The following is a 19482-nucleotide window of genomic DNA, read 5'->3' on the forward strand; positions in this document are numbered from 1 at the left end:
GACGGGAGGCTAGCCCCGCGCTCCTCCGGTGGACGAACTCTTTTCCGGATCGGTCCAGTTGCTTCCCGGCAGTTCGGCGAGGACCCTTCCCGCGCGGTCGTAGAGGGTGACGGCGGAGCCCGCGGTCGCCCGCCCGGGGACCGCGAGGTACCAGGCGCCCCAGCCGGGACGGCCCGGAAGCTCCAGCAGGGTGGCCGTGCGGGTGCCGTCCTCGCCGCCGACCTCCACGCGGGCGGCACGCTCGGTTCCGTAGTAGACGCCCGAGTGGTACGTGTAGGAGGGCGAGCTCTCGATCTGGTGGCTGACACCCGGCTCACTTCGGTCGATGTTGCCGTCCACGACGCTGCGGAAGTTCTCGCCGCCCTCAGGCGTGGACCAGTGCTCGCCGTCCTCGGTCAGCCACAGTTCGAAACCCTGCGCGGCCGTGATCCGTTCGCCGGGCCGCACGATCCTCTTCGGGGACGGGTGCGTTCGACCGGTGGTGGGCGTGGGTGCGGGCGTGGACGCGGGAGGCGGGGGTGGCGCCGAGACGGCGGGGGTGGCGACGGACGGCTGCCGCTCCGGTGCGAGGACGTGGACGGTGGTGACGGCCAGGGACGCCGCCAGCAGTGTCGCGCCGGCCGTCAGTCCCGCGACGCGGCGGACGCGGCGTGCACGGCCCGCGCGTTCGACGGCGGCGAGGGGCAGCGGGCCGGGAGCGATGTCGCGGCCGGCCTCGGCGAAGGCCGTGTGCAGCCATCGCTCCCCGGCCTCGTCCGCCGGGGTCTCGGTCCCGGCCGTGGCCTGGAGATCGGAATTGGAATCGGGATCGGGATCGGGATCGGTCATCATCGCTTGGCTCCGGACGGGGCGTGGAAGTGAGGGGCGAGAACGGGATGGGCGCGCAGCGCCTCGAGTCCGCGCCGGGCGTGGGTCTTCACCGTGCCGACCGAACAGTTGAGCACGCCGGCGATGTCCTGCTCGCTCAGGTCCTCCCAGTAGCGCAGCACCATCACCGCACGCTGCCGGGCGGACAGATCCCTCAAGGCCCGCAGCAGCGCCTCGCGCTGCTCGACCGTCTCCGTCGGCCCGGCGTACGAGCGGTGCACCGTCTCGGGCAGGAACGGCATCAGCAGATGCGCGACACGCCGTCTGCGTAGCCGGCTGAGGTTGTTGTTGGCCAGTGCGATCCGGGCCGCCTCGATCGCGGCGTCGAAGCAGTCCGCCGCCGTCCGCGGCGCGATCACCGGTACCGGTGCCTCGCCGTTGCGCCCGTACATCGCCTGCAGCAGGTCCGCCTGCTCGGTCTTGGTCGGCAGACCCGTCGAGGGGCCGCCGCGCTGGATGTCCACGATCAGCAGCGGCAGCTCCAGCGACACCGCCAGTCCGATCGTCTCGCTCTTGAGCGCCACTCCGGGCCCCGACGTGGTCGTCACCGCGAGCGAGCCGCCGAACGCCGCGCCCAGAGCGGCTCCGATCCCGGCGATCTCGTCCTCGGCCTGGAAGGTCCGCACCCCGAAGTTCTTGTGTCGTGACAGTTCGTGCAGGATGTCCGAGGCCGGCGTGATCGGGTACGAGCCCAGGTACAGGGGCAGGTCCGCCAGGCGGGACGCGGCGATCAGCCCGTAGGACAGGGCCAGGTTCCCGGAGATGTTGCGGTAGGTGCCGGTGGGGAACGCGGCCGTGGCCGGTGCCACCTCGTAGGAGACCGCGAAGTCCTCGGTCGTCTCCCCGAAGTTCCAGCCCGCGCGGAACGCGGCGATGTTCGCCTCGGCGATCGCGGGTTTCTTCGCGAACTTCGACCGCAGGAACGCCTCCGTGCCCTCGGTGGGCCGGTGGTACATCCACGACAGCAGGCCGAGGGCGAACATGTTCTTGCTCCGCTCGGCCTCCTTGCGGCTCAGGCCCTGGCCGGCGAGGGCCTCGACGGTCAGGGTGGTCAGCGGGACGGGGTGGACGGCGTAGGCCTGGAGGGTGTCGTCGTCCAGGGGTGAGGTGTTCCAGCCGACCTTGGCCAGGGCGCGTTTGGTGAACTCGTCGGTGTTGACGATGATGTCCGCGCCGCGGGGCAGGTCGGCCAGGTTGGCCTTCAGGGCGGCGGGGTTCATCGCGACCAGCACGTTCGGGGCGTCGCCGGGGGTGAGGATGTCGTGGTCGGCGAAGTGGAGCTGGAAGGAGGAGACACCCGGCAGGGTCCCGGCAGGGGCCCGGATCTCGGCGGGGAAGTTCGGCAGCGTCGACAGATCGTTGCCGAAGGACGCCGTCTCCGAGGTGAACCGGTCACCGGTGAGCTGCATACCGTCACCGGAATCCCCCGCGAACCGGATGACCACCCGGTCCACACGGCGCACTTGATGAGGGCTCCGTGCCGTGCCACCGCCCACGCCTCTGTCCACGGTTCCGTTCGCCTCCCCCGTCTCCTTCGCCTCGCTCGTGTCGGTCGTGTCGATCGCGTGAGTCGCGTCAACGGCCACCCGGCCGCTCCTTCCCGTTGCCGCAGCTGGCTGCTGTCGCCGCACGGTATTGAGCACTCCTTGTGACTGGCCAAAGCCGGGCGGTGCGGTCCGCGGCGGTCTGTGAAAACTTCATGTCGAGGGTGTGACGTGATGGCTGTCGGCCCGCCCCCGTGCGCCGCATACTCGACACCAGACGGAGGAAAGGATCTTCGACATGCCGCACGCGGCGGCGGCGCAGATGCTTGATCTGTGGTCGCTGTGCGAGGACGTCGTCGTGGAGTTCGGTACGAGCGGCGAGCTGGTCCTGAAGGGCAGGCTCGGCACCGAGCGCATCGACCGTCCCGATCCGGTCGTCCGCGAGGCGCTGCGCCGCATGGAGCTCGGGCCCGTCCTGCTCGCCAATGTCCGGGCCCGCCGCGCGGCGGACGACGCCGAGGCGGGGGCGCACCTCGTCCTGCGACCGGTGCTGAGGAGACTGTCCCATCTGGTCGTACGGACCCTGGGCATGGACGACCTCAAGGGTCCGCTGCTTTCGGTGTCACCCCGGACGCAGCACGCCCGCTTCGCCCCCGTTCCGCTGCCCGCCCGGTGCCGGCTGCGGATGCCCAGCGAGGTCTCGCTCAAGCTGGAGGACGCGGGCATCGCCCTGGAGTCGGCCACGTCCCCGCACCGCGTGGTGCTGCACCGCCCGGAGGCCGCCTGGGTGGTGGGGACGCTGGCCTGGCCCGTCACGCCGGACGCCGCCGCGGCCGCGCTGCCGCTGCCGCCCGGGGTGACGGAGAGCGTTCTCGGCTATCTGGCCGCGGCGGGCATGGCGGCTCCGGTCGGGCGGGCCGAGGGGTGAGTGCCGGACGGCCCGCCCGATGCGGTCACAGCAACCAGCCCGCCTCCCTGGCGATCCGGATGGCATCGACCCGGTTGCGTGCGTTGAGTTTCGTCACGATGGTGGTCAGGTAGTTGCGCACCGTCCCCGTCGACAGCCGCAGCAGCGAGGCGATCTCCCGCGCCTCCGCCCCTTCCGCCGCGAGCCGCAGCACCTCCGTCTCCCGTTCGGTCAGCGGACTCTCCGACTCACCCCATGCGGCCAGCGCGAGTTGCGGGTCGACGGCCCGGTGGCCCGCCGCCACCCGGCGTACCGCCGCGGCGAGTTCCTTGGGCGGGGCGTCTTTGAGGAGATAGCCGGAGACCCGGGCGGCCAGGGCCCTGCGCAGTGTGCCGGGGCGGCCGAGGCTGGTGAGGATGAGTGAACGGCACTGCGGAAGCTGTTCGCGCAGTTGGGCAGCGGCCGACAGACCGTCGACACCCGGCAGGTCGATGTCGATGATGGCGACGTCGGGCCGGTGCTTGAGCGCCGTGTCGACGATCTCGTCGCCGCGTTCCACTTCGCAGACCACTTCGAGATCGTCTTCGAGATTCAGCAGTGCGACCAGGGCGCCGCGGACCATGTTCATGTCCTCGGCGATCAGTATCCGTATCACTGAGCTCCCGTCTGCCGTACACGAATGTGCCGGATCGTACCCAATCGCCATGACCGCCACCGTTCCTGATCCGGTGCGTGATCACGCGGCTGACCCATTGGCAGGGAACACGATCTCCCGTACCTCCGCGGTCGTCTCCGACGGCGTATTCGCCGGCACCTCGGCCAGCAGCCGGAAGGTGCCGTCCTTCCCGCGGCCCGACTCCAGCCGTCCGCCCACCGCGGTCATCCGGGCGTGCAGGTTGCCGAGTCCGCTGCCGCTGTGCGGCGAGGGGTCCCGGTAGGCGGGGTCGACGCCGTCGTTCTCCACCACCAGCCGGACCAGTCCCTCCTCCTCCACGGCCTCGATGTCGCAGTGCGAGGCGTTGCTGTGCCGCAGCAGATTGGTGACGGCCTCCCGCAGGGCCGTCGCGAGCACGGTGTCCACCTGCGGGCAGAGCGCCCCGAGGTGGACCTTAACCCGTACGTCGATGTCGGCGGCGTCGAGCACCGACCGTGCCGAGTTGATCTCCTGCTCGAGCGACATGTCGCGGAACCCGCTCGCCACTCTGCGGACGTCCGCGAGGGACTGCCGGGCGATGGCCAGCACCTCGTCGACCTCGCTCATCGCCCGCGCGGGATGCGCCGGAATCAGCCGGTGGATCAGCTCGCTCTTCAGCGTGATCGCGGAGAGGCTGAAGCCGAGCAGGTCGTGCAGGTCCCGCGCGAAGCGCAGCCGTTCCCTGGTGACCGCCATGCGGGCGAGTTCACCGCGGGCCGCCTGCACCTCCGAGATCAGTTCCACCAGCCGGGAGAGCCCGAAGACCACCAGCCCGGTGAGCAGCGAGGTCTGGCAGAGGTAGACGCTGTCGATCACCGGCCGGCCGTCGACGACCGGCGGGATCAGCATGCTCACCCCCACCAGTCCGTACAGCGGCCAGGCCACCCTCGGCCGCAGCAGCAGGAGCAGCGAACCGGCGAGATAGCCCGCCATGGCGCCCCAGAAGGCGTGGAACACCAGCAGCGGCAGGTAGGTGAGGAGCGCCTGGACGCCCAGGGTCAGGCACCTGCGGCGCAGCGGCGCCCGGTTGGCGCCCGGGGAGGAGTGCAGCAGCTGCAGGCCGAGGATCACCAGGAGCAGGACCGCACCGGTCACCTCGGCGGCCCGGGACACACCGGCGCTCAGGATGTTGATGGTGGTGAGGAGCGCGTAGCTCAGCAGCGCGGCGAGGAGGATGGCACGTGCCAGCCGTGGGGCGGGCAGATCGCTGCTGCGCCGGGGAGGGCTCACCGGTGAGTGTCTGCCCCCCGACTCGTCCGCACTGTCGGAACGGTCGTGACTGTCCATCATTCGCACGGCCTCTTCTCGCAACTATGTGCGCCATCCTGCGGGGATGATAAGTGAAGGTCGTGAAGTCCATGCAACGACCAGACTTTGTCGGGCACATGCTTGCCGAGCCAATCCAGGGTCAGACGAAGAGCGGAACGGGGTTCAGCTCTTCGTAGGGAGTGGGCCTGTCACTTCTGCCCAGGGCTACGGGTACGTCGTAGAGCCGCCCGGGACCGAGCCGCGCCCAGAAGTGCCGCATACCGGGAACGATCACCTTCACCACCGGGATGCCGAGGTCGGGCCTGCTCTGGTCGAGCACCAGCAGCTCCATGCCGTGCGCCGCGACCAGTTCGGTGATCGCCGTGACGTCGTCGAGCAGGTCCGCACGCGGTTCGTACACCCAGCTTCCCGGTGTGCGCGCGGGCCGCGCGTGATCGGGTACCAGGTAGGGCTGGTTGGCGACCGTGGCGGAACGCCACCAGCCCAGCGGTTCGGGGTCGTCGAGGGCGTAGCCCGAGCCGTCCGCGCGTGCCTCGCACACCGCGGGCAGCATCTGTCCCATCTCCGACAGCGCCCGGCGCAGGGCCAGCCGCGGGTCGAAGTGCGCCCCGAAGCCGAAGATCACGTCCTCGGCGGGTTTGTCGGTGCGCCGGGACAGCGCGGCCATCACGGGAATGCCCAGGTCGGAGGTGAGATCGAGGACCCACAGCTCACGGTGCAGCCGACGGCAGCCGTCCCGCAGCCGTTCCGCGTACGGTTCGGCGAAGGAGTCGACGTCCACGGCCGGAAGCCGGGCGCGGTTGTACCACCACAGGGCGACCGCGTCCCGCTCCACCAGTTCCAGGAAGCCCTGGACCAGGGCGTCCTCCGGGCTGCTGCCCGCCGCGTTGCCGTTGGAGTCGGCGTACAGCCCGTCGGGGGAGGGATCGCCCTGCGTGTAGTAGAGCATCGACGTCGGCAGCAGCCGCTGTGTCCCGGCGGTCAGCGACCACACGGGTGTCCACTCGGTGACCCGGTCCTCGTCGAACCGCTCCGGGACGTACTGGAAGCGCGACATCCGCGCGTTCCAGCGGTCACGGTCGCGGAACTGCCTCTCGTCGTACAGCTGGCAGGAGTTGGGGTGCACGGCCGCCGTGCCCAGGGCGCGCAAGGAGTCGCGCACCACGGCCTCGTCGCCGTGCCGCGTACCGCTGTACCGCTCCACCGCCTCGCACAGGGCGCTGACCTTGGCCTCCGTCTCCGTCAGGCCCTTTCCGCCGCTCAGCGCCCGCAGTCCGGCCCGCAGGCCGACGAGCGTGTGCGCGCCCATCGCGAGATTGTGGCCGGAGAGATAGGAGTTGACGCAGTCCGGAGTCCGGGCGGCACGCCGCAGCTCCTTGACGATCCCGGTGACCGGGTCCACCAAGTGACCGTGGCGTTCGAGCATCTGATCCGGTGTCAGCGCGCGGTGGCCGCCGTCCCGGTAGCTCGACTTGGGGCGCGGTGCGGGTACGAACGGCCTCCCGGTCCGCGCGGCGACCATCCCCGGATCACCGCACTGCGGGCACTGAGGGAGCCGTGTCACCCGGTGCGCCCTGGTCCGCAGACTCAGGGTGTCCAGTGTGTGCAGCACGCTCTGGGACGCGTCGCGTACACCGGCGAGGTACTTCGCGGTCTCCAGCACGGACAGGTGCAGAGCGATGGCGTGGCCCGCCGGCAGCGCGGCCGCGGGACGCGCGGGCGGACCGGCCAGTCCGAGCGCGCGCCGCACCGGCCACTCCGAACGGCGGTGCCCGGCAAGCCTGGTGGCCAGGCACGACCAGCAGGGCCCCTCGTCCGGCCTGAACACCGGGCCGACCCAGGGGTCGGTTCCGCAGGCCTTGGCGATCAGCCAGGGTCTGCCGCTCGCGCGGTGCTCGGCGTCGATCTCCCGCAGGGCGGGTGACAGGTAGTCGTCGCACAGCACCAGCGAGAAGCCCGCCTCCCCGTGCTCCCCGTCCTCCCCGGCCACCGGGACGCCCGAGTCACGGCACGCCGTGGTGACGGCCTCCCGGTCGGCCGGCGAGGTCAGTGCCAGGACACGGACGGTGGTGCGGGCCAGCCGCGCCACCGTCGCGCCTCCGTCCAGGCCGGCGAGGTCCCAGTAGGCCTCGGCGGCCCGGTCGGTACGGGGGAGCGGGACGCCCGGCTCCGCGGACGGCTGGGCCGGCTCCGCGTGGTATCGCACCAGGCCGGCGGTCATGAGGCCGCGCAGCGAGCTCATGACCTCCTCGGGCTCGAGCGCCGGCTCGGCCTTGCACGCCTCCTGGAGTACGGCGTTCATGCCGCGGGTGCCGTCCAGGAGCGGGACCAGCACCTCGGCGTGCTCGCCGTGCAGGGCGGTGACCCCGCGCCGCGACACCAGGTACGCGGCCTCTCCTGGTACGACGGTGGGGCGCAGGTGGAGTTTGAAACCCACCCGCGATTTCTCGTTCCCCACTTCCGGCCGGACGTCCTGTCCCCCGTGGGTGGTCATGCCGCCAGGGCCTCGGCGGGGCCTTCGGCGCGGGCGGCGATCGGCGGGACGGCGCACAGCGTCCACAGAGCGACGTCCTGGTCGGCGGGGGCGTCCAGGTGCTCGATGACGAGGCCGGAGCGCACGGGGCGGGCCTCGGCGTGGAACTCGAGAGGCTGCACGGTGACATCGGTCATGGCTGTTCTCCCCATTGAATGTCTGTTTTTCAACCACTTCAGCGAGTCTCCAGTGGACCGCTGTCGATTGTCATACTTCTGTACAGCGGCTGAGTTAAGACAGTGCAGACATCATGGGCGGAGGGTGAACTTCTCATGCATCGGAGGGTGATTCGTCCGCGTATCATCCGGTTTTCGATGATGTAAAGATCTTAGGCCAAGGCTTATACACAGCGCAGTGAGCGCTTTCAGTGTTACCTCAGATCGCGACCGTTGGATCAAGCCCCTCGCAGGTCACAGCGCCGGTCGGCTGTCACGTCCGCGCGCCCGGCCACCGTGTCCCCGCCGTGACCGTCCTCTCCTGGCACAGTCACCCGGCCGGCTGCGCGAAGACCTTGGCCAGGAACGCGTCCAGGTTCCGTCCGGTGCGGGCGATCTGCTCCTCCTGGGTCAGCGTCTCCTCGAACCTCCCGCCCGAGTCCGGCCGCTTCTTGCCGCGGATGTACAGCGGGCAGGCGAGATCGGTGCACATGTAGGCCCCCACCGAGTGCCCCTGCCGCCCGGCCGCGCCCGCCAGGCGCGCCGTCAGAAGCGACACCCCGTTCGCGCCGTGCACCGTCAGGCACAGCGAGCAGATGCTCTGCTTGAGAATGCTGCGGCGGCCGGCGGGAAACCGCAGCGCGACACCCACCAGCCCGTCCCGGGTCCCGGTGACCAGATAGCTGCGGTCGGGGGCGCCCGGATCGCGCCAGCCGAGGAAGTCGAGGTCGTCCCAGGGAAGTTCGTTCAGGCCGCGGGGCAGCGGGAGCCGGCTCGCCTCGCCCTTCGTGCAGTTCACGAAGGAGCCGCGGATCTGTTTGTCGCCGAGTGGTTCCATGGCGGGCGACGCTAACAGCGGGGGGTTTCCGTGTCGTGACATTTTCTGAAGCGGCCGCGGGTGCCCGGAGCCGTGCCGCGCACCGTCAGTGCGCGGAGGGGGAGCGCCACCACCGCTCGCGGCGCGCCGGTCCGCAGCAGGGAACCGCGGATGCGTCGGCCCGCCTTCCGCGAGGCGACCGCGGGAGGCAGGAGCACGCCATCGGCCCCACCGGGCCTCAAGTGGGAGAGCAGGTGCGCAAGACCTCCCATTGAGCGGAGTGCATCGTGAAGTTGCAGGTCACGGTTCTGGTATGCGTGATGCCGGGGATGCTCGTGCCGGTGGCGGGCGGATGACTTCGGCGAAGATCACCGGTCACGGGAAGACCTCGCGGACGGTTGCCCACTTCGGGGCGGTGCGTACCTGCTCGAAGCAGGAGACGGACGCGTGGCGGGCGAAGCAGGCCCGGCAGATCCTCTTGCCCTCCGACGGGCAGGACAGCGCCTTCACCTCGCGACAGCGCGGGCAGACAGGCCCGGACGACCTTGGTCGCCCCGGCCTCGACGAGCTCGTTGACGAACTGCGCTGCGCACGCCGCGCCCGCTGCCGTGACGCCACGACAGCGGCGCGGGATCATAGAATCGAACGTGCGTACGAGGAGCCCGTCGGGCCTCCAGTTGCTCCAGGTATCGGCTCACTCGGCCCGGGACAGGGCGAGCGCTGCCAGAGCAGCGGAAGCGCCCGACTGGCCCCGGATACCGGGGAAGGCGTTGATGTCCACGATCAATGGGGCACCGTGGCCGCGGTCGATGATGTCCACGCCGTAGACGTCGAGGGAGAACGCCTCTCCGACGCGGTGCACCAGGGCCGGCCATCCGGGCGGCAGATCGTCGAGGCGGAGCGCTCGTGTGGGGCCGCGTCCCTCGGGGGAGAGTTCGGAGCGGCGCAGGCCGGCGAAGAGCCGGTCGCCGATCGCCCAGAGCTTGTAGTCCCATCCGTCGTTGGGGGCGAAATCCTGGACCACGACCGGCTCGTCCGGATGGGCGGCGGCCAAGTCCCGCAGGTGCGAGCGACCCTCGACACGGGCCACCACGTCGTGCCGCCGGCTGTGGCGGCTCTTGACCACCGCGGGTCCGGACAGCGGCGGCCCGGACGCCAGCCGGGCCAGGGTTGTGAAGGTGCGCGTGGCCGCGAAGGGGAGGCCGGCACTCAGGGCCAGTGCGGCCATGGACGTGCGGTCCTGGCACAGCGCGGTCGCGGCGGCGGAGTTGATCACGCGGGCGCGGCGTTGCTCCAGAACCCGGGCGAGTGCGAGGGCATGTGGCGTGCGCGCCTTCAGCAGGTAGACGTCGGCGAGCGGTTCGGGGACGGGCGGCGACGTACGGGGATCCAGCACATCCACGTGGTGGTCGGGCGCGAGCAGGGCCGTAGTGAGGCTCAGCAGCGGGTGGCCGGGCTCACACGTGATCAGGCCGATCCTCATGCCGTCTTGCCTGCCGTCACGGGGACCGGAACGGCGCCGAGCGGCGGCTGCGCGGCCGTCCTCGCCCCGCCCGCGCCGGCCGCCAGGGCGAGGACGGCTCTTGCCAGGCGTACTGGCGCGTCGGGGACCTGACGGAAGCTGGGAAAGTCGTTCACGTCGACGACCACAGGGCCGTTCGGCCCGAGGACCACGTCCACACCGTACAGGTCGAGGCCGTAGACCACGCCGACCTGAGCAGCGATCGCGGCGATCTCGGGCGACAGCGGCACACGGCGCTCCCGTACGGCGTGGTCCGGGTGGAGCAGGGAACGGCGCTCGGTGGCGTACAGCTCGTCGCCGACGCTGTACACCTTGATGTCGACTCCGGAGTTCGGCACGTACGGCTGGGCAACGAGCATGCCCTCCCCCGCCAGTTCGGGGAGCACCTCGGCGAGCCGGCGTGGGGAGGACACCAGACGCACGGCCCGGCCCGAGCTGCCGTCAGCGGGCTTGACCACGATTGGATACTCCGACTCGGGTATCTCGGCGAGCAGTTCCGGCTGCGCCGCCGCGTAGGTCGCAGGCAGGGGCAGCCCGTGACTGAGGCCGATCACGGCGGCCAGCGCCTTGTCCCTCACGCCTCGTATCGCCCGGGCGTTGTTGATCGTCGTCAGGCCGGCCGAGGCCGCCGCTTCGAGCAGGGTGAGGCCCGGGCCGCCGGAGACCGTCTTGAGCACCCATGCGTCATGGGCGCTCGTCTGTACGGCCTCTGTCGGGTGCAACAGGGAGCCGCCGGGGCGCAACAGGTCCACTTGGTGTCCCCAGGAGACGAGTTGGCGGATCACCTCGACGGGCATACCGTCGTGGCGATACCGCTCCTCCACCAGAAAGCAGAGCTTCATCGTTCTTCCCCGTCACCGCCGGGCACCCGTCTTACTGCCTGTCGTCCGGCATTCCGCAATGTCTTGTGGCATCAGCAGGATGTCATGACCGGGCGGCCGGGCAGTCGTCGGCTGTCACGGGGCTTGCGGGCCGTGCCGCGGCCGCCCGGTCGGTCGTGCCAGGGCCAGGATGCGGGCAGCGCGCGGACTCGGAGCCCCGTCCGGGTCAGGACGAGATGGACGGCCGAGGCGGGTACGCCGAGAATCGGGCCGATCCGCGCGGGGCCGGGCTTGCGCTCGCTCCGCAGCGCGCGGATGCGGGTCTCGACGTCGGCGGGGGCGCGGTGCGGAGCCGTCCGGGCCCGACTGGCGCGGTCGTACAGGCCGGCGTCGCCTTCGGCTCGCCGGCGTCGGCCCCATTTGCGGGCGGTGGTGCGGGAGATGCCCATTTCGTCGGCGACGTGGGCGACGGGCCGGCCGGCCCGGCCCGGTCGACCGAGAGTCTCCTGCCGTGGACGGTCAGCCGGGCGCTGGGGTGGGGGTGATGGAGACCTCTGTCGGTGGTGCGGTTCCTGATGAAGCTGACTCCAGCCGTCGGACGGGGGCACTCGTTCAGCTGCTCGGGTTCTCAACCGAGGGGAAGCGGACGAGCGAGCGCGTGCCGGTGGCCGCCGACATGACGGTCGGCGGCCACCGGCAGTGGGTGAGGAGCTGTTGTGGAGGATGCGGGTCAGGCCGCGAGGCGGGTGCCGCGGCGCCAGACGGCGCGGGTGCTGAGGGTGTCGGAGACAGCGGTGGTGGGGTCGCCGTCGACGAGGAGCAGGTCGGCGCGCAGGCCCTCGGCGATGCGTCCGCGGTCGTTCAGGCCGAAGCGGCGGGCGGTGGTGGCGGTGGCTGCGCGCAGGGCTTGGGTGGGGGTGAGGCCGGCGCGGACCAGGTACTGCAGTTCGTGGTGGAGGCTGGCGCCGTGGGCGAGTCCGCCCAGGAACGGCAGCGGCACAGAGACGTCGGTGCCCGCCAGCAGGTCCACACCGGCGTCGCTGAGTGCTTCGACGGTGGCCAGGACGTCTTCGATCCTTCCCTGCGGGTAGTGGCCGAAGCTGGAGCGCAGCGTCTTGTCCCAGTCGGTGTCGAGGCGCGCGGCGACACGCGGGTCGTCGGCGAGTTCGCTGCCGGTGATGCCCACCATGGAGGCGTTCAGAACCACGCAGGGCACGACGAAGACCCCTGCGTCCCGGATCAGGTTGATGATCTCGTCGGTGTGGGGCTGGTCCATGAAGAGGTGGACCAGGCCGTCGATGCCTGCCTCGATGGCCATGCGGGTGGCGTCCACGGTCAGGGCGTGGGCGACGGTGAGCATGCCGCGCCGCTTCGCCTCGGCGACCCCGGCGTTCAAGGTGGCCCGGTCGAGCATCGGCAGTCCGGGATGTCCCTCGATGCTGCCGTCGTCGACCATGAACTTGATGTAGTCCGAGCCGCGGTCGATCAGCTGCGGGATGAACGCGACCGCCTCCTCGGGGGTGGTGGAGAACGGCATGAGCGGGGGTGCTCCGGTGGGCTCGGCGCCTGCGGGCGGGCCGGGGCGGAAGCCTTCGGGAAACAGTTCGCTGGGGTGGCCGCCGGGCGGGGTGATGCCGAAACCGGAGGAGCGCACGTCGGCGACGGTGTCATCGTCGCTGATGTGCGCGCGGTTGTCCGCCGTGTTGGTGCCCTGCATCTCCAGTTCGGTGGTTATCCCGAATCGCAGTGCCAGCGCCAGCGCGTCCCGGCCGGTATGGACGTGGGCATCGATCAGGCCCGGCAGCAGCGTCGCGCCGCTGCCGTCGACGACCTCCGCCCCTTCGGGGACGTCGCCGCCGATGCGGGCGATCCGCCCGGAGTCGACGAGCACAGTGAGGGCACCCAGTGTCCTTTCACCGTCGAAGACCCTGGCACCGGTGATAGCGGTCACGGACATGGCTTGCCTCAATCCTGGAGCACGACTCAATGTATACCTAATGCTATACAGATGCTCGACGGTGTGTATGTGTGTGTCGACCGGAACTCCTTAGGATGGCCACATGACCACCAGCTCCCCGCCGGACCCAGGGACCGAAAGAGCCCTTCTCGACCAGGTGGGGCCTGCGCTTTCACGGCTGCGGCGGCGTACCTCGGGCGGACGCGGCGATCTCACCCGCAACCTCGTCCTCAACGTGGTCGCGGACGCACCCGGGGAGATGACGGTCGGCGGAGTCGCCGCCGAGATGGGCGTCACCCAGCCGGTCGCCAGCCGCACCATCGCCGCATGCGTCGCCGACGGGCTGATGCGGCGGGCCGCATCCCAAGCGGACGGACGGCGCACCGTCCTGGAACTCACGGACGCCGGCGAGGCCGAGCGCCGTCGCTTCGCCTCCGAACAACGCGAGACCTTCGAGCACATCACCGCGGCATGGGATGCGGCCGACCGCACCCGATTCGCCGAACTCCTGATCCGCTACAGCCAGGACGCCAGTGCCTGGTCCACCCGGCGCCACATCCACGGCGGGGACAGCGCGAACACCCGCCCGGAGGACTGAACGGCCCACAGCGGCGCACGAACCTCCGCCGGTGAACGCTCCGGAACTACCCGGCCGTGAGTGCCACGAACGCGGCCCACTCGTCCCGGCCGACCCGCAGCACGGGGCCGTCGCCCACGGCCTTGGAGTCCCGTACGTACACGGCGTCCAGCCCGGGCGGCCACCTCGACGCGGTCACCGCCGTTGGTTCCGCTGTGGCTGGCTTGAACCACGCGAGGTCGCCGTGCCGGTCCGCGGTTCCGGCAACGAGCGGACCCGTACACCTGCCGTACGCACGGCGGCCGTACCACGCGGCCGGGTACGGAAGTCCGACCTCGCCAGGCCGTCCGCGTGACGAACGGCTACTCCGTGGAGTCGTCCAATGTCGGCGCCGAACCACCCACTCGTGCACCGCAGTTCAGCATCCGCCTCAGCAGCACCAGACGTGGCGCCCGTCTCGCGCGCCGCCTCGCCGGGCAGCAGCTCGCGGCCTGGGGGATCCCCTACGACTCCGAGGCCGCGCAGGCCGTCGCCCTCGTCACGGCCGAGCCGGCCTCCGACGCGGTCGTCCACGGCCGCGCCCCCGGGCGGGACTTCCGGCTGACGATGCTCCTGCTGCCCGGGCGCGACGCCGTCCGCGTCGAGGTGACCGACACCTGCCCGGAGCGCCTTCCCCCTGACGCGGCGGCGGCCGAACCGGTGCCGCCCGACGCGCCGTCGGGACGTGGGCTGCTGCTCGTGACGGCGTACGCGGACCGCTGGGGATGCGAAGCCCGCGACACCTGCACCAGGACCGTCTGGGCCGAGTGCCCCTTGTGAGCGCCTGCCCGTATTCCCGGTAGAGGCGCAAGGGCCTGCCGGACCGTTGTCTGGGGGGCGCAGGCCGGGCGGTCCACCTGATCCCGGCCGCGCAGGCAAGGGCACGCGGGTTCCAGCCATCCCGGACGCGCCCAGTGGGGAACCCGCACGCCGACGTCCGTATCCGTGCTCGGCCGGTACTCCTTCCAGCCCCCCGAGCTGCTCGGGGGCCTGTGTCCGCTGCGTGATCGGGACGCCGCCGACGAGGAATGACGCCCGGCGAGGGGGCGTCAAGGCTGGAGGGAATCAGCAAACCCCACCAGCGGCCGCCGCGGCATCGGCGACTCCAGAGGCAGTCGGCTTCGCGGCCGCCGGCGGCGTGCGGTAGGCGCGAAGGGGCGCGTTGGTCGCGGCCACGGCGGCGATCGCCAGGACGGCGGATGCGGGCGAGGAGCCCCGACGGCTTCATGGCGGGCGCCGGGCCGGTCCTTGACGGTCCGGCATCGCCCCGTCGAGCCGGAGCGAGTAACAGCCATACCCGTCAGACACGTTGACTTGCGACGAGGAACGCCTTCACCATGACCGGGCGGTCACATCGGCGTCCGGTCACATGAAGGAGTGTCCATGCCCACTCCCACCTGGACCCGGCTGTCGCCCGCCCGCCGCGAGCGGGTTCTGGTCGCGGCGATGGACGAGTTCGGCACCCACGGCTACTCCACGGGCAGCCTGAATGTCATCGCCCGTGAAGCGGGGGTCGCCAAGGGCTCCCTGTTCCAGTACTTCTCCGGCAAGCTGGACCTTTTCTCCTACGTGGCGGAGCAGACCTCGCTGCGTGTCTACGCATACATGCAGCCCTGGCTCGACGGCTACGACGGCACCGGCGACTTCGCCACGCACCTCGTCGACGCGCTGGAGGTCTGGCTCGACTACTTCGCCGGGCAGCCGCTCGAGCGGGGGGTGGCCGCCGCCACCAACATGGAGATGGACCCGGCGGTTCGTGACGCGGTCAGGCGACCCGTGAACGCCATGTACCTGGCCGGTCTCCGCCTTCTCCTGGAACGGGCCGTCGACGCCGGGGACCTGCGCAAGGACGCCGACCTGGACGCACTGCTGTCACTCCTTCTGGTGCTCCTGCCGCAGCTGGCTCTCGTCGCGCACTTCCCGACACCGAACAGCCCCGTGCAACTCACCGGAGTCGGCACCCAGGTCCGGCGTGGGAATCTCGAACGTCTCGTCATCCCGCTGCTCGCCGATTTCAGAGCGCGGGGCGACCGATGACGGAACCCGACCGCGAAATCGACATCATCGGTTCGGGTTTCGGTCACCGGCACGGCGACCGGCGCGTCCTCCACGGCCGTCGGCATGGACGGTTCGCGTTCCGTGGGGTGTCCCCAACGGGCCGGTCCTGGTTCGGTCCAGGTCCGGCGCGATTCTCAGCTCGGTGAGCCTTCCCCTGGACACCGCTCGGGCTCACGGGTGTGCCCGCGGCGGAGTGGCCTCCGGCCCCAGAGTCCGAAAACACCCGGACAGCACGGAGACGTACCACCAGACATCACTGCTTCATCCCCACAGAAAAGGTGATCTCGTGTTCCGTACACTCCTGCGGTCCTTGACCGCGCTGCTGCTGTGCGCGGCAGCCGCCTTCGCCCTCGCACCGGCCGCCCACGCGTCGGAGGCAGCCGCTCCGGTCCGGGCGGCGGACCCCTCCACCACCGGGTCGTTCCCCGTCGCCTACACCGATCTCACCGTCTCCGCCTCGGGCCGCTCGTTCAGCGCACGTGTCTGGTACCCCGGCACGACGGCCGGGGCGAACGCGCCGGTCGCCGCCGGCTCCCACCCCGGCCTCGCCTTCGGACACGGCTTTTTCCAAGCCATCACCCAGTACGAGAGCCTGCTCAAGCACTACGCCTCCTGGGGCATCATCACCGTCGCACCCAAGTCCCAGGGCGGTCTCCTCCCCAGCCACTCCGCGTTCGCCGACGATCTGAACGCGGCACTCACCTGGCTCACCACCCAGAACAGCACCACCGGCTCACGGTTCGCAGGCGCGGTCAGCACCGGCCGGCTCGCCGTCTCGGGGCACTCCATGGGCGGTGGTGCGGCATTGGTCGCCGCGAGCCGGAACGCGGCCGTCAGGTCCGTCTCCACCCTCGCGGCGGCGGAGACCAACCCCTCGGCCGTCAGTGCCTCCAGCGCGCTGAGCATCCCCGTCCAGTACGTCGGCGGCAGCGCCGACAGCATCGCCGGCGTCGCCGACAACCAGCAGAAGATGTACGACGCCAAGCCGTCCGCCACTCAACTGCGCGTCATCACAGGCGGGTTCCACTGCGGATTCGAGGACAGCTCCGGCATCGGCTGTGACAGCGGAACCATCACCCGCGCCGCCCAGTTGAAACTGACCTACGGTGTCACGACCGCCTGGCTGCTCCACACGCTCGGCGTCGACTCCTCCCTGTACGACCAGGTGTGGGGCTCCGCGGCCCAGAACCTTGCCGGTGTCGTGTACTCCGCCAAGCCCTGAACGCTCCGGCGCGCGACGGCGGCAGTTCAGCTGTGCCCCTGCCGGCTGAACGGAGAGACTCTGTGACCGCTCGGCCCTGGCCCAGTTCCCAGACCAGGCCGCCAGGGCGCGGGCTCGCACCCACTACATCGCCGACCCCGCCTCGGACTGAACCGCCGCGACCCGGCCGACTGCACCCATCGCGTCAGCACGCCAAACTCGCCGTGGCCGATCGCCGCACGCTGTACCTGGGCAGCGCCAACCTGACCGAGTCCGCGGCCCACCGCAACATCGACGCGGGGGTGCTGGTGGACGGCGGGGCGCCGGACGAGGCCGTCGCGGTGGCCGTGGAGGTCCGTCTCGGGCAGGGCGCCGACGATGCGGAGGATGCCGTCCGCCGCGACCAGTACGGCGTACCGCACGCCGGTGGCGTCCGGGCGGGGCCCGGACGCCCTTGCGGGAGTACCGTCCGGCGAAGTCCTCGTCACACCAGAGCCTCTGCGGCCGGTCTCCCGCCCGCAGCGCCGTCCTCCCGTCCGGACTGCTCGGTCGCGCGACCCGCGCAGTCAGGGAGGGGACATGCTCGCCGGAACGGGGGCGGAGGGACAAGGTGCACTTCGACAACTGCATAGGCCTTCGAAACAGTCCCGAGCATGCCCGCTGATCACGCCGCCACACCGGGAAACCCGGAGATCCCCGACAGAGTCAAGCCGAGCCGGACCGTGACACCGGCTCGCGCTCCGCCCCGTCCGGTGCCCGTCCGCCGACGAGATCGGCGAGGCGCTGGAACCGCTGTGGAGCACCGCGGCGGCGATCTTGCGAAGAATGTGTACTTGACCGGTAACAGAACCCTGTCGACGGCGAGTTGCGGGAGATTCGCGGTGCAGAATCGCTGTGCCATTGAATCGACACCGGCCATGCACGCCGACCACGGGGAGACATCATGAACGCTGCTGCCTGCAGAAGCCGTAAGAGTTCCAGCGGCTGGAGGGCCTACGCGCTGGGTGCCGGGGCGATCGCCGCGCTGCTGGCGACCACGGCGTGCCAGCCTGCTGCGGACGATGCCGCGGACGAATCCAAGTCCTCGGCCCGGCCCAGCGCGACGAGTGCGGCGACGGCGACGTCGCCCGGTGGCAGCAGCGGCGAAGGCGAAGAGGGCGAAGAGAGCGGGGACACCGGCGGTGAGAACGACTCCGGCACCCCCCTTTGTACTCTGCAGGACTTGTCGGTATCCGCCACGAACTACGACGGGAAGGGTGAGCCGGTTCGTCACATCCTCCTCGTCGCCACCAACACGGGCGACAAGAAGTGCGACGTCCAGAACGCCCCCGAGGTCATGCTCGGCGACGCCCAGGGCCCGGCCCCGGTCCTGGAGGGTGACGTCCCCGACGAGCCCGTCACCCTCGCTCCCGGCGAGAAGGCGTACGCCGGTCTCCTCGCCACCGGCGGCCACATGGACACCTATGAGGTGGAGTTCATGACCCTCACCCTCGGCAGCCCCGGCGGCGAGGCCGAGGCCGAGGAGCCGGTCGAGCTGTCCATGCCCGCCGCGTCGTTCCCGGCCGACGACGGCCAGCGCGTCACGAACTGGGCGGGCACCGAGGGCCTCGCCATGCGTCCCGTCACCCAGCGCTGACGTACCTTCACCCCGCCCCGCCCTGAGCGTCGATCCGCCCGCGGCGGAAGGTCACGCGCCCCACGGCATGTCATGGGTCCGGTCCCGCAGGTATCGGGACCGGGCCCGGACCCGCGTTCAGGCCGCCGTCGTAGGGCGCGCAGTGGCTACGGCGCGCCCGCGGTTGAAAGCTGGGCCAGGGCGGCACCGACTTGGGTCGCGGACACCGATCCGCCGGCGGGCAGTCCGGCGCCGCGCCAGGCCCGGCCGACAACGTCCCGTCACCCTCGGCGGCGGTCAGCTCGCGTTGTTCTCGCAAATCGGGTCGGTGTCCGGTCCGTGGTCGGTGAGGTGGGCGAAGGTTCATTCTTCTCCGCCCACTCGCGATCGAGCCGGAAACCGGGTTATACACCGCCGTCGCCCTCACCCCCGGGGCCGGGCCCGAGCATCACGAGGCGGCCGTCGGCCTGGACCTGCTCGCCGACGACGACAGCCCCCTGGACGTCTTCGGCGACACCGCCCACTCCACCGGTGAGGCCCGCCACAGCCTCGATGGCGCAGGTCACCGGCTGTCCCTCAAACCCGCCCCGCTACGGGCCGCCGTCCCCGGCGGCTTCACCCTCGACGACTTCCGGATCGACACCACCGCCGCCACGGTGACCTGCCCCGCCGGGCACACCGTCCCGCTCTCGGCACCCGGCGGACGGCACCAGCAGCGCACCGCGTCCTTCAAGGACCGGTGCACCGGCTGCCCACTGCGCGAGCGGTGCACCAAAGCCAAGGCCGGACGCGTCGTGACGATCCGCCCGCACCACGACCCCCAGGCCGCCGCCCGCCACCGGGCCGCCACCGATCCCGACCGGCAAGCCGACTACCGGCGCTGGCGACCACCGGTCGAACGCGCCGTCGCATGGCTCGTCCAGCACGGCAACCGCCGACTGATCAAGGGGCTGCCCGGCCTACGGC

The 19482-nt window shown here is 71.0% G+C and carries 20 protein-coding genes and 2 pseudogenes; 8 read left to right on the forward strand and 14 right to left on the reverse strand.

Annotated elements, in window-relative coordinates; genetic code table 11:
• Window positions 1–9: 9 nt before the first annotated feature.
• Together GUY61_RS07955 and GUY61_RS07960 are read right to left on the reverse strand one after the other, a co-directional pair.
• Window positions 10–831, reverse strand: a complete 822-nt coding sequence (locus tag GUY61_RS07955) for a hypothetical protein (protein ID WP_166629359.1) — start codon at window positions 829–831, stop codon at window positions 10–12.
• A 59-nt stretch (window positions 832–890) separates the two neighbouring features.
• Window positions 891–2375, reverse strand: a pseudogene (locus GUY61_RS07960) (2-oxoacid:acceptor oxidoreductase family protein); the annotation flags it as partial.
• Between the two features lie 274 nt (window positions 2376–2649).
• Here GUY61_RS07960 and GUY61_RS07965 point away from each other — a divergent pair.
• A complete protein-coding gene (locus GUY61_RS07965) occupies window positions 2650–3279 on the forward strand; it encodes an NADH oxidase (protein WP_166629360.1) in 630 nt (209 codons plus the stop codon).
• A 25-nt stretch (window positions 3280–3304) separates the two neighbouring features.
• Here GUY61_RS07965 and GUY61_RS07970 read toward each other — a convergent pair whose 3' ends face one another.
• From GUY61_RS07970 to GUY61_RS08010, 10 genes and pseudogenes are all read right to left on the reverse strand, one after another.
• Window positions 3305–3913: a response regulator transcription factor gene (locus GUY61_RS07970; protein WP_313896565.1), complete on the reverse strand. Its 609-nt coding sequence runs from the start codon at window positions 3911–3913 to the stop codon at window positions 3305–3307.
• Window positions 3914–3994: 81 nt separating this feature from the next.
• Window positions 3995–5182, reverse strand: a complete 1188-nt coding sequence (locus GUY61_RS07975; protein WP_313896566.1) for a histidine kinase — start codon at window positions 5180–5182, stop codon at window positions 3995–3997.
• A gap of 178 nt (window positions 5183–5360) precedes the next feature.
• On the reverse strand, window positions 5361–7715 hold the full coding sequence (locus GUY61_RS07980) for a TOMM precursor leader peptide-binding protein (protein ID WP_166629363.1): 2355 nt from the start codon (window positions 7713–7715) through the stop codon (window positions 5361–5363).
• Window positions 7712–7891 carry a hypothetical protein gene (locus GUY61_RS07985; RefSeq protein ID WP_166629364.1) on the reverse strand — a complete coding sequence of 60 codons (180 nt, stop codon included), beginning with the start codon at window positions 7889–7891 and terminating at the stop codon, window positions 7712–7714. The genes GUY61_RS07980 and GUY61_RS07985 overlap by 4 nt, the downstream gene beginning before the upstream one ends.
• A 349-nt stretch (window positions 7892–8240) precedes the next feature.
• Window positions 8241–8747 carry an FBP domain-containing protein gene (locus tag GUY61_RS07990; RefSeq protein WP_166629365.1) on the reverse strand — a complete coding sequence of 169 codons (507 nt, stop codon included), beginning with the start codon at window positions 8745–8747 and terminating at the stop codon, window positions 8241–8243.
• Between the two features lie 354 nt (window positions 8748–9101).
• Window positions 9102–9236, reverse strand: coding sequence for a hypothetical protein (locus GUY61_RS41125; RefSeq protein ID WP_279576774.1), 135 nt, complete (start codon window positions 9234–9236; stop codon window positions 9102–9104).
• Window positions 9237–9420: 184 nt separating this feature from the next.
• A complete protein-coding gene (locus GUY61_RS07995) occupies window positions 9421–10209 on the reverse strand; it encodes a RimK family alpha-L-glutamate ligase (protein WP_166629366.1) in 789 nt (262 codons plus the stop codon).
• On the reverse strand, window positions 10206–11090 hold the full coding sequence (locus GUY61_RS08000) for a RimK family alpha-L-glutamate ligase (protein ID WP_166629367.1): 885 nt from the start codon (window positions 11088–11090) through the stop codon (window positions 10206–10208). Before GUY61_RS08000 ends, GUY61_RS07995 begins: the two co-directional genes overlap by 4 nt.
• 116 nt (window positions 11091–11206) lie before the next feature.
• A pseudogene (locus GUY61_RS08005) lies at window positions 11207–11646 on the reverse strand (helix-turn-helix domain-containing protein); the annotation flags it as partial.
• 153 nt (window positions 11647–11799) lie between these two features.
• Complete coding sequence (locus tag GUY61_RS08010) at window positions 11800–13026, reverse strand: amidohydrolase family protein (protein WP_166629368.1); 1227 nt, start codon at window positions 13024–13026, stop codon at window positions 11800–11802.
• A 103-nt stretch (window positions 13027–13129) separates the two neighbouring features.
• On the opposite strand from GUY61_RS08010, the gene GUY61_RS08015 reads away from it, so the two are divergent.
• A complete protein-coding gene (locus GUY61_RS08015) occupies window positions 13130–13624 on the forward strand; it encodes a MarR family winged helix-turn-helix transcriptional regulator (RefSeq protein WP_166629369.1) in 495 nt (164 codons plus the stop codon).
• A gap of 46 nt (window positions 13625–13670) precedes the next feature.
• Here GUY61_RS08015 and GUY61_RS39875 read toward each other — a convergent pair whose 3' ends face one another.
• Complete coding sequence (locus GUY61_RS39875) at window positions 13671–13802, reverse strand: DUF397 domain-containing protein (RefSeq protein WP_313896567.1); 132 nt, start codon at window positions 13800–13802, stop codon at window positions 13671–13673.
• A 152-nt stretch (window positions 13803–13954) separates the two neighbouring features.
• On the opposite strand from GUY61_RS39875, the gene GUY61_RS08025 reads away from it, so the two are divergent.
• The 5 genes from GUY61_RS08025 (at window position 13955) to GUY61_RS08045 (ending at window position 18537) form a co-directional block, all read left to right on the forward strand.
• A complete protein-coding gene (locus GUY61_RS08025) occupies window positions 13955–14422 on the forward strand; it encodes an ATP-binding protein (protein WP_313896568.1) in 468 nt (155 codons plus the stop codon).
• Between the two features lie 603 nt (window positions 14423–15025).
• Complete coding sequence (locus tag GUY61_RS08030) at window positions 15026–15679, forward strand: TetR/AcrR family transcriptional regulator (protein ID WP_166629372.1); 654 nt, start codon at window positions 15026–15028, stop codon at window positions 15677–15679.
• Between the two features lie 307 nt (window positions 15680–15986).
• Window positions 15987–16922: a chlorophyllase/cutinase-like alpha/beta fold protein gene (locus GUY61_RS08035; protein WP_166629373.1), complete on the forward strand. Its 936-nt coding sequence runs from the start codon at window positions 15987–15989 to the stop codon at window positions 16920–16922.
• Between the two features lie 62 nt (window positions 16923–16984).
• Window positions 16985–17533: a phospholipase D-like domain-containing protein gene (locus tag GUY61_RS39880; RefSeq protein ID WP_398954674.1), complete on the forward strand. Its 549-nt coding sequence runs from the start codon at window positions 16985–16987 to the stop codon at window positions 17531–17533.
• A 311-nt stretch (window positions 17534–17844) separates the two neighbouring features.
• Complete coding sequence (locus tag GUY61_RS08045) at window positions 17845–18537, forward strand: DUF4232 domain-containing protein (protein WP_166629374.1); 693 nt, start codon at window positions 17845–17847, stop codon at window positions 18535–18537.
• 383 nt (window positions 18538–18920) lie between these two features.
• On the opposite strand, the gene GUY61_RS08050 is transcribed toward GUY61_RS08045, so the two are convergent.
• The gene (locus tag GUY61_RS08050) at window positions 18921–19082 is read right to left on the reverse strand and encodes a hypothetical protein (RefSeq protein WP_166629375.1); all 162 of its coding nucleotides are present in this window, start codon (window positions 19080–19082) and stop codon (window positions 18921–18923) included.
• A gap of 90 nt (window positions 19083–19172) precedes the next feature.
• Between GUY61_RS08050 and GUY61_RS08055 the strand changes: the two genes are divergently transcribed.
• Window positions 19173–19482 (forward strand): transposase (locus GUY61_RS08055; RefSeq protein ID WP_208105701.1); only part of this gene is annotated, 310 nt, incomplete at its 3' end.

The organism is Streptomyces sp. GC420 (assembly GCF_009916105.1).
GTDB lineage: Bacteria > Actinomycetota > Actinomycetes > Streptomycetales > Streptomycetaceae > Streptomyces.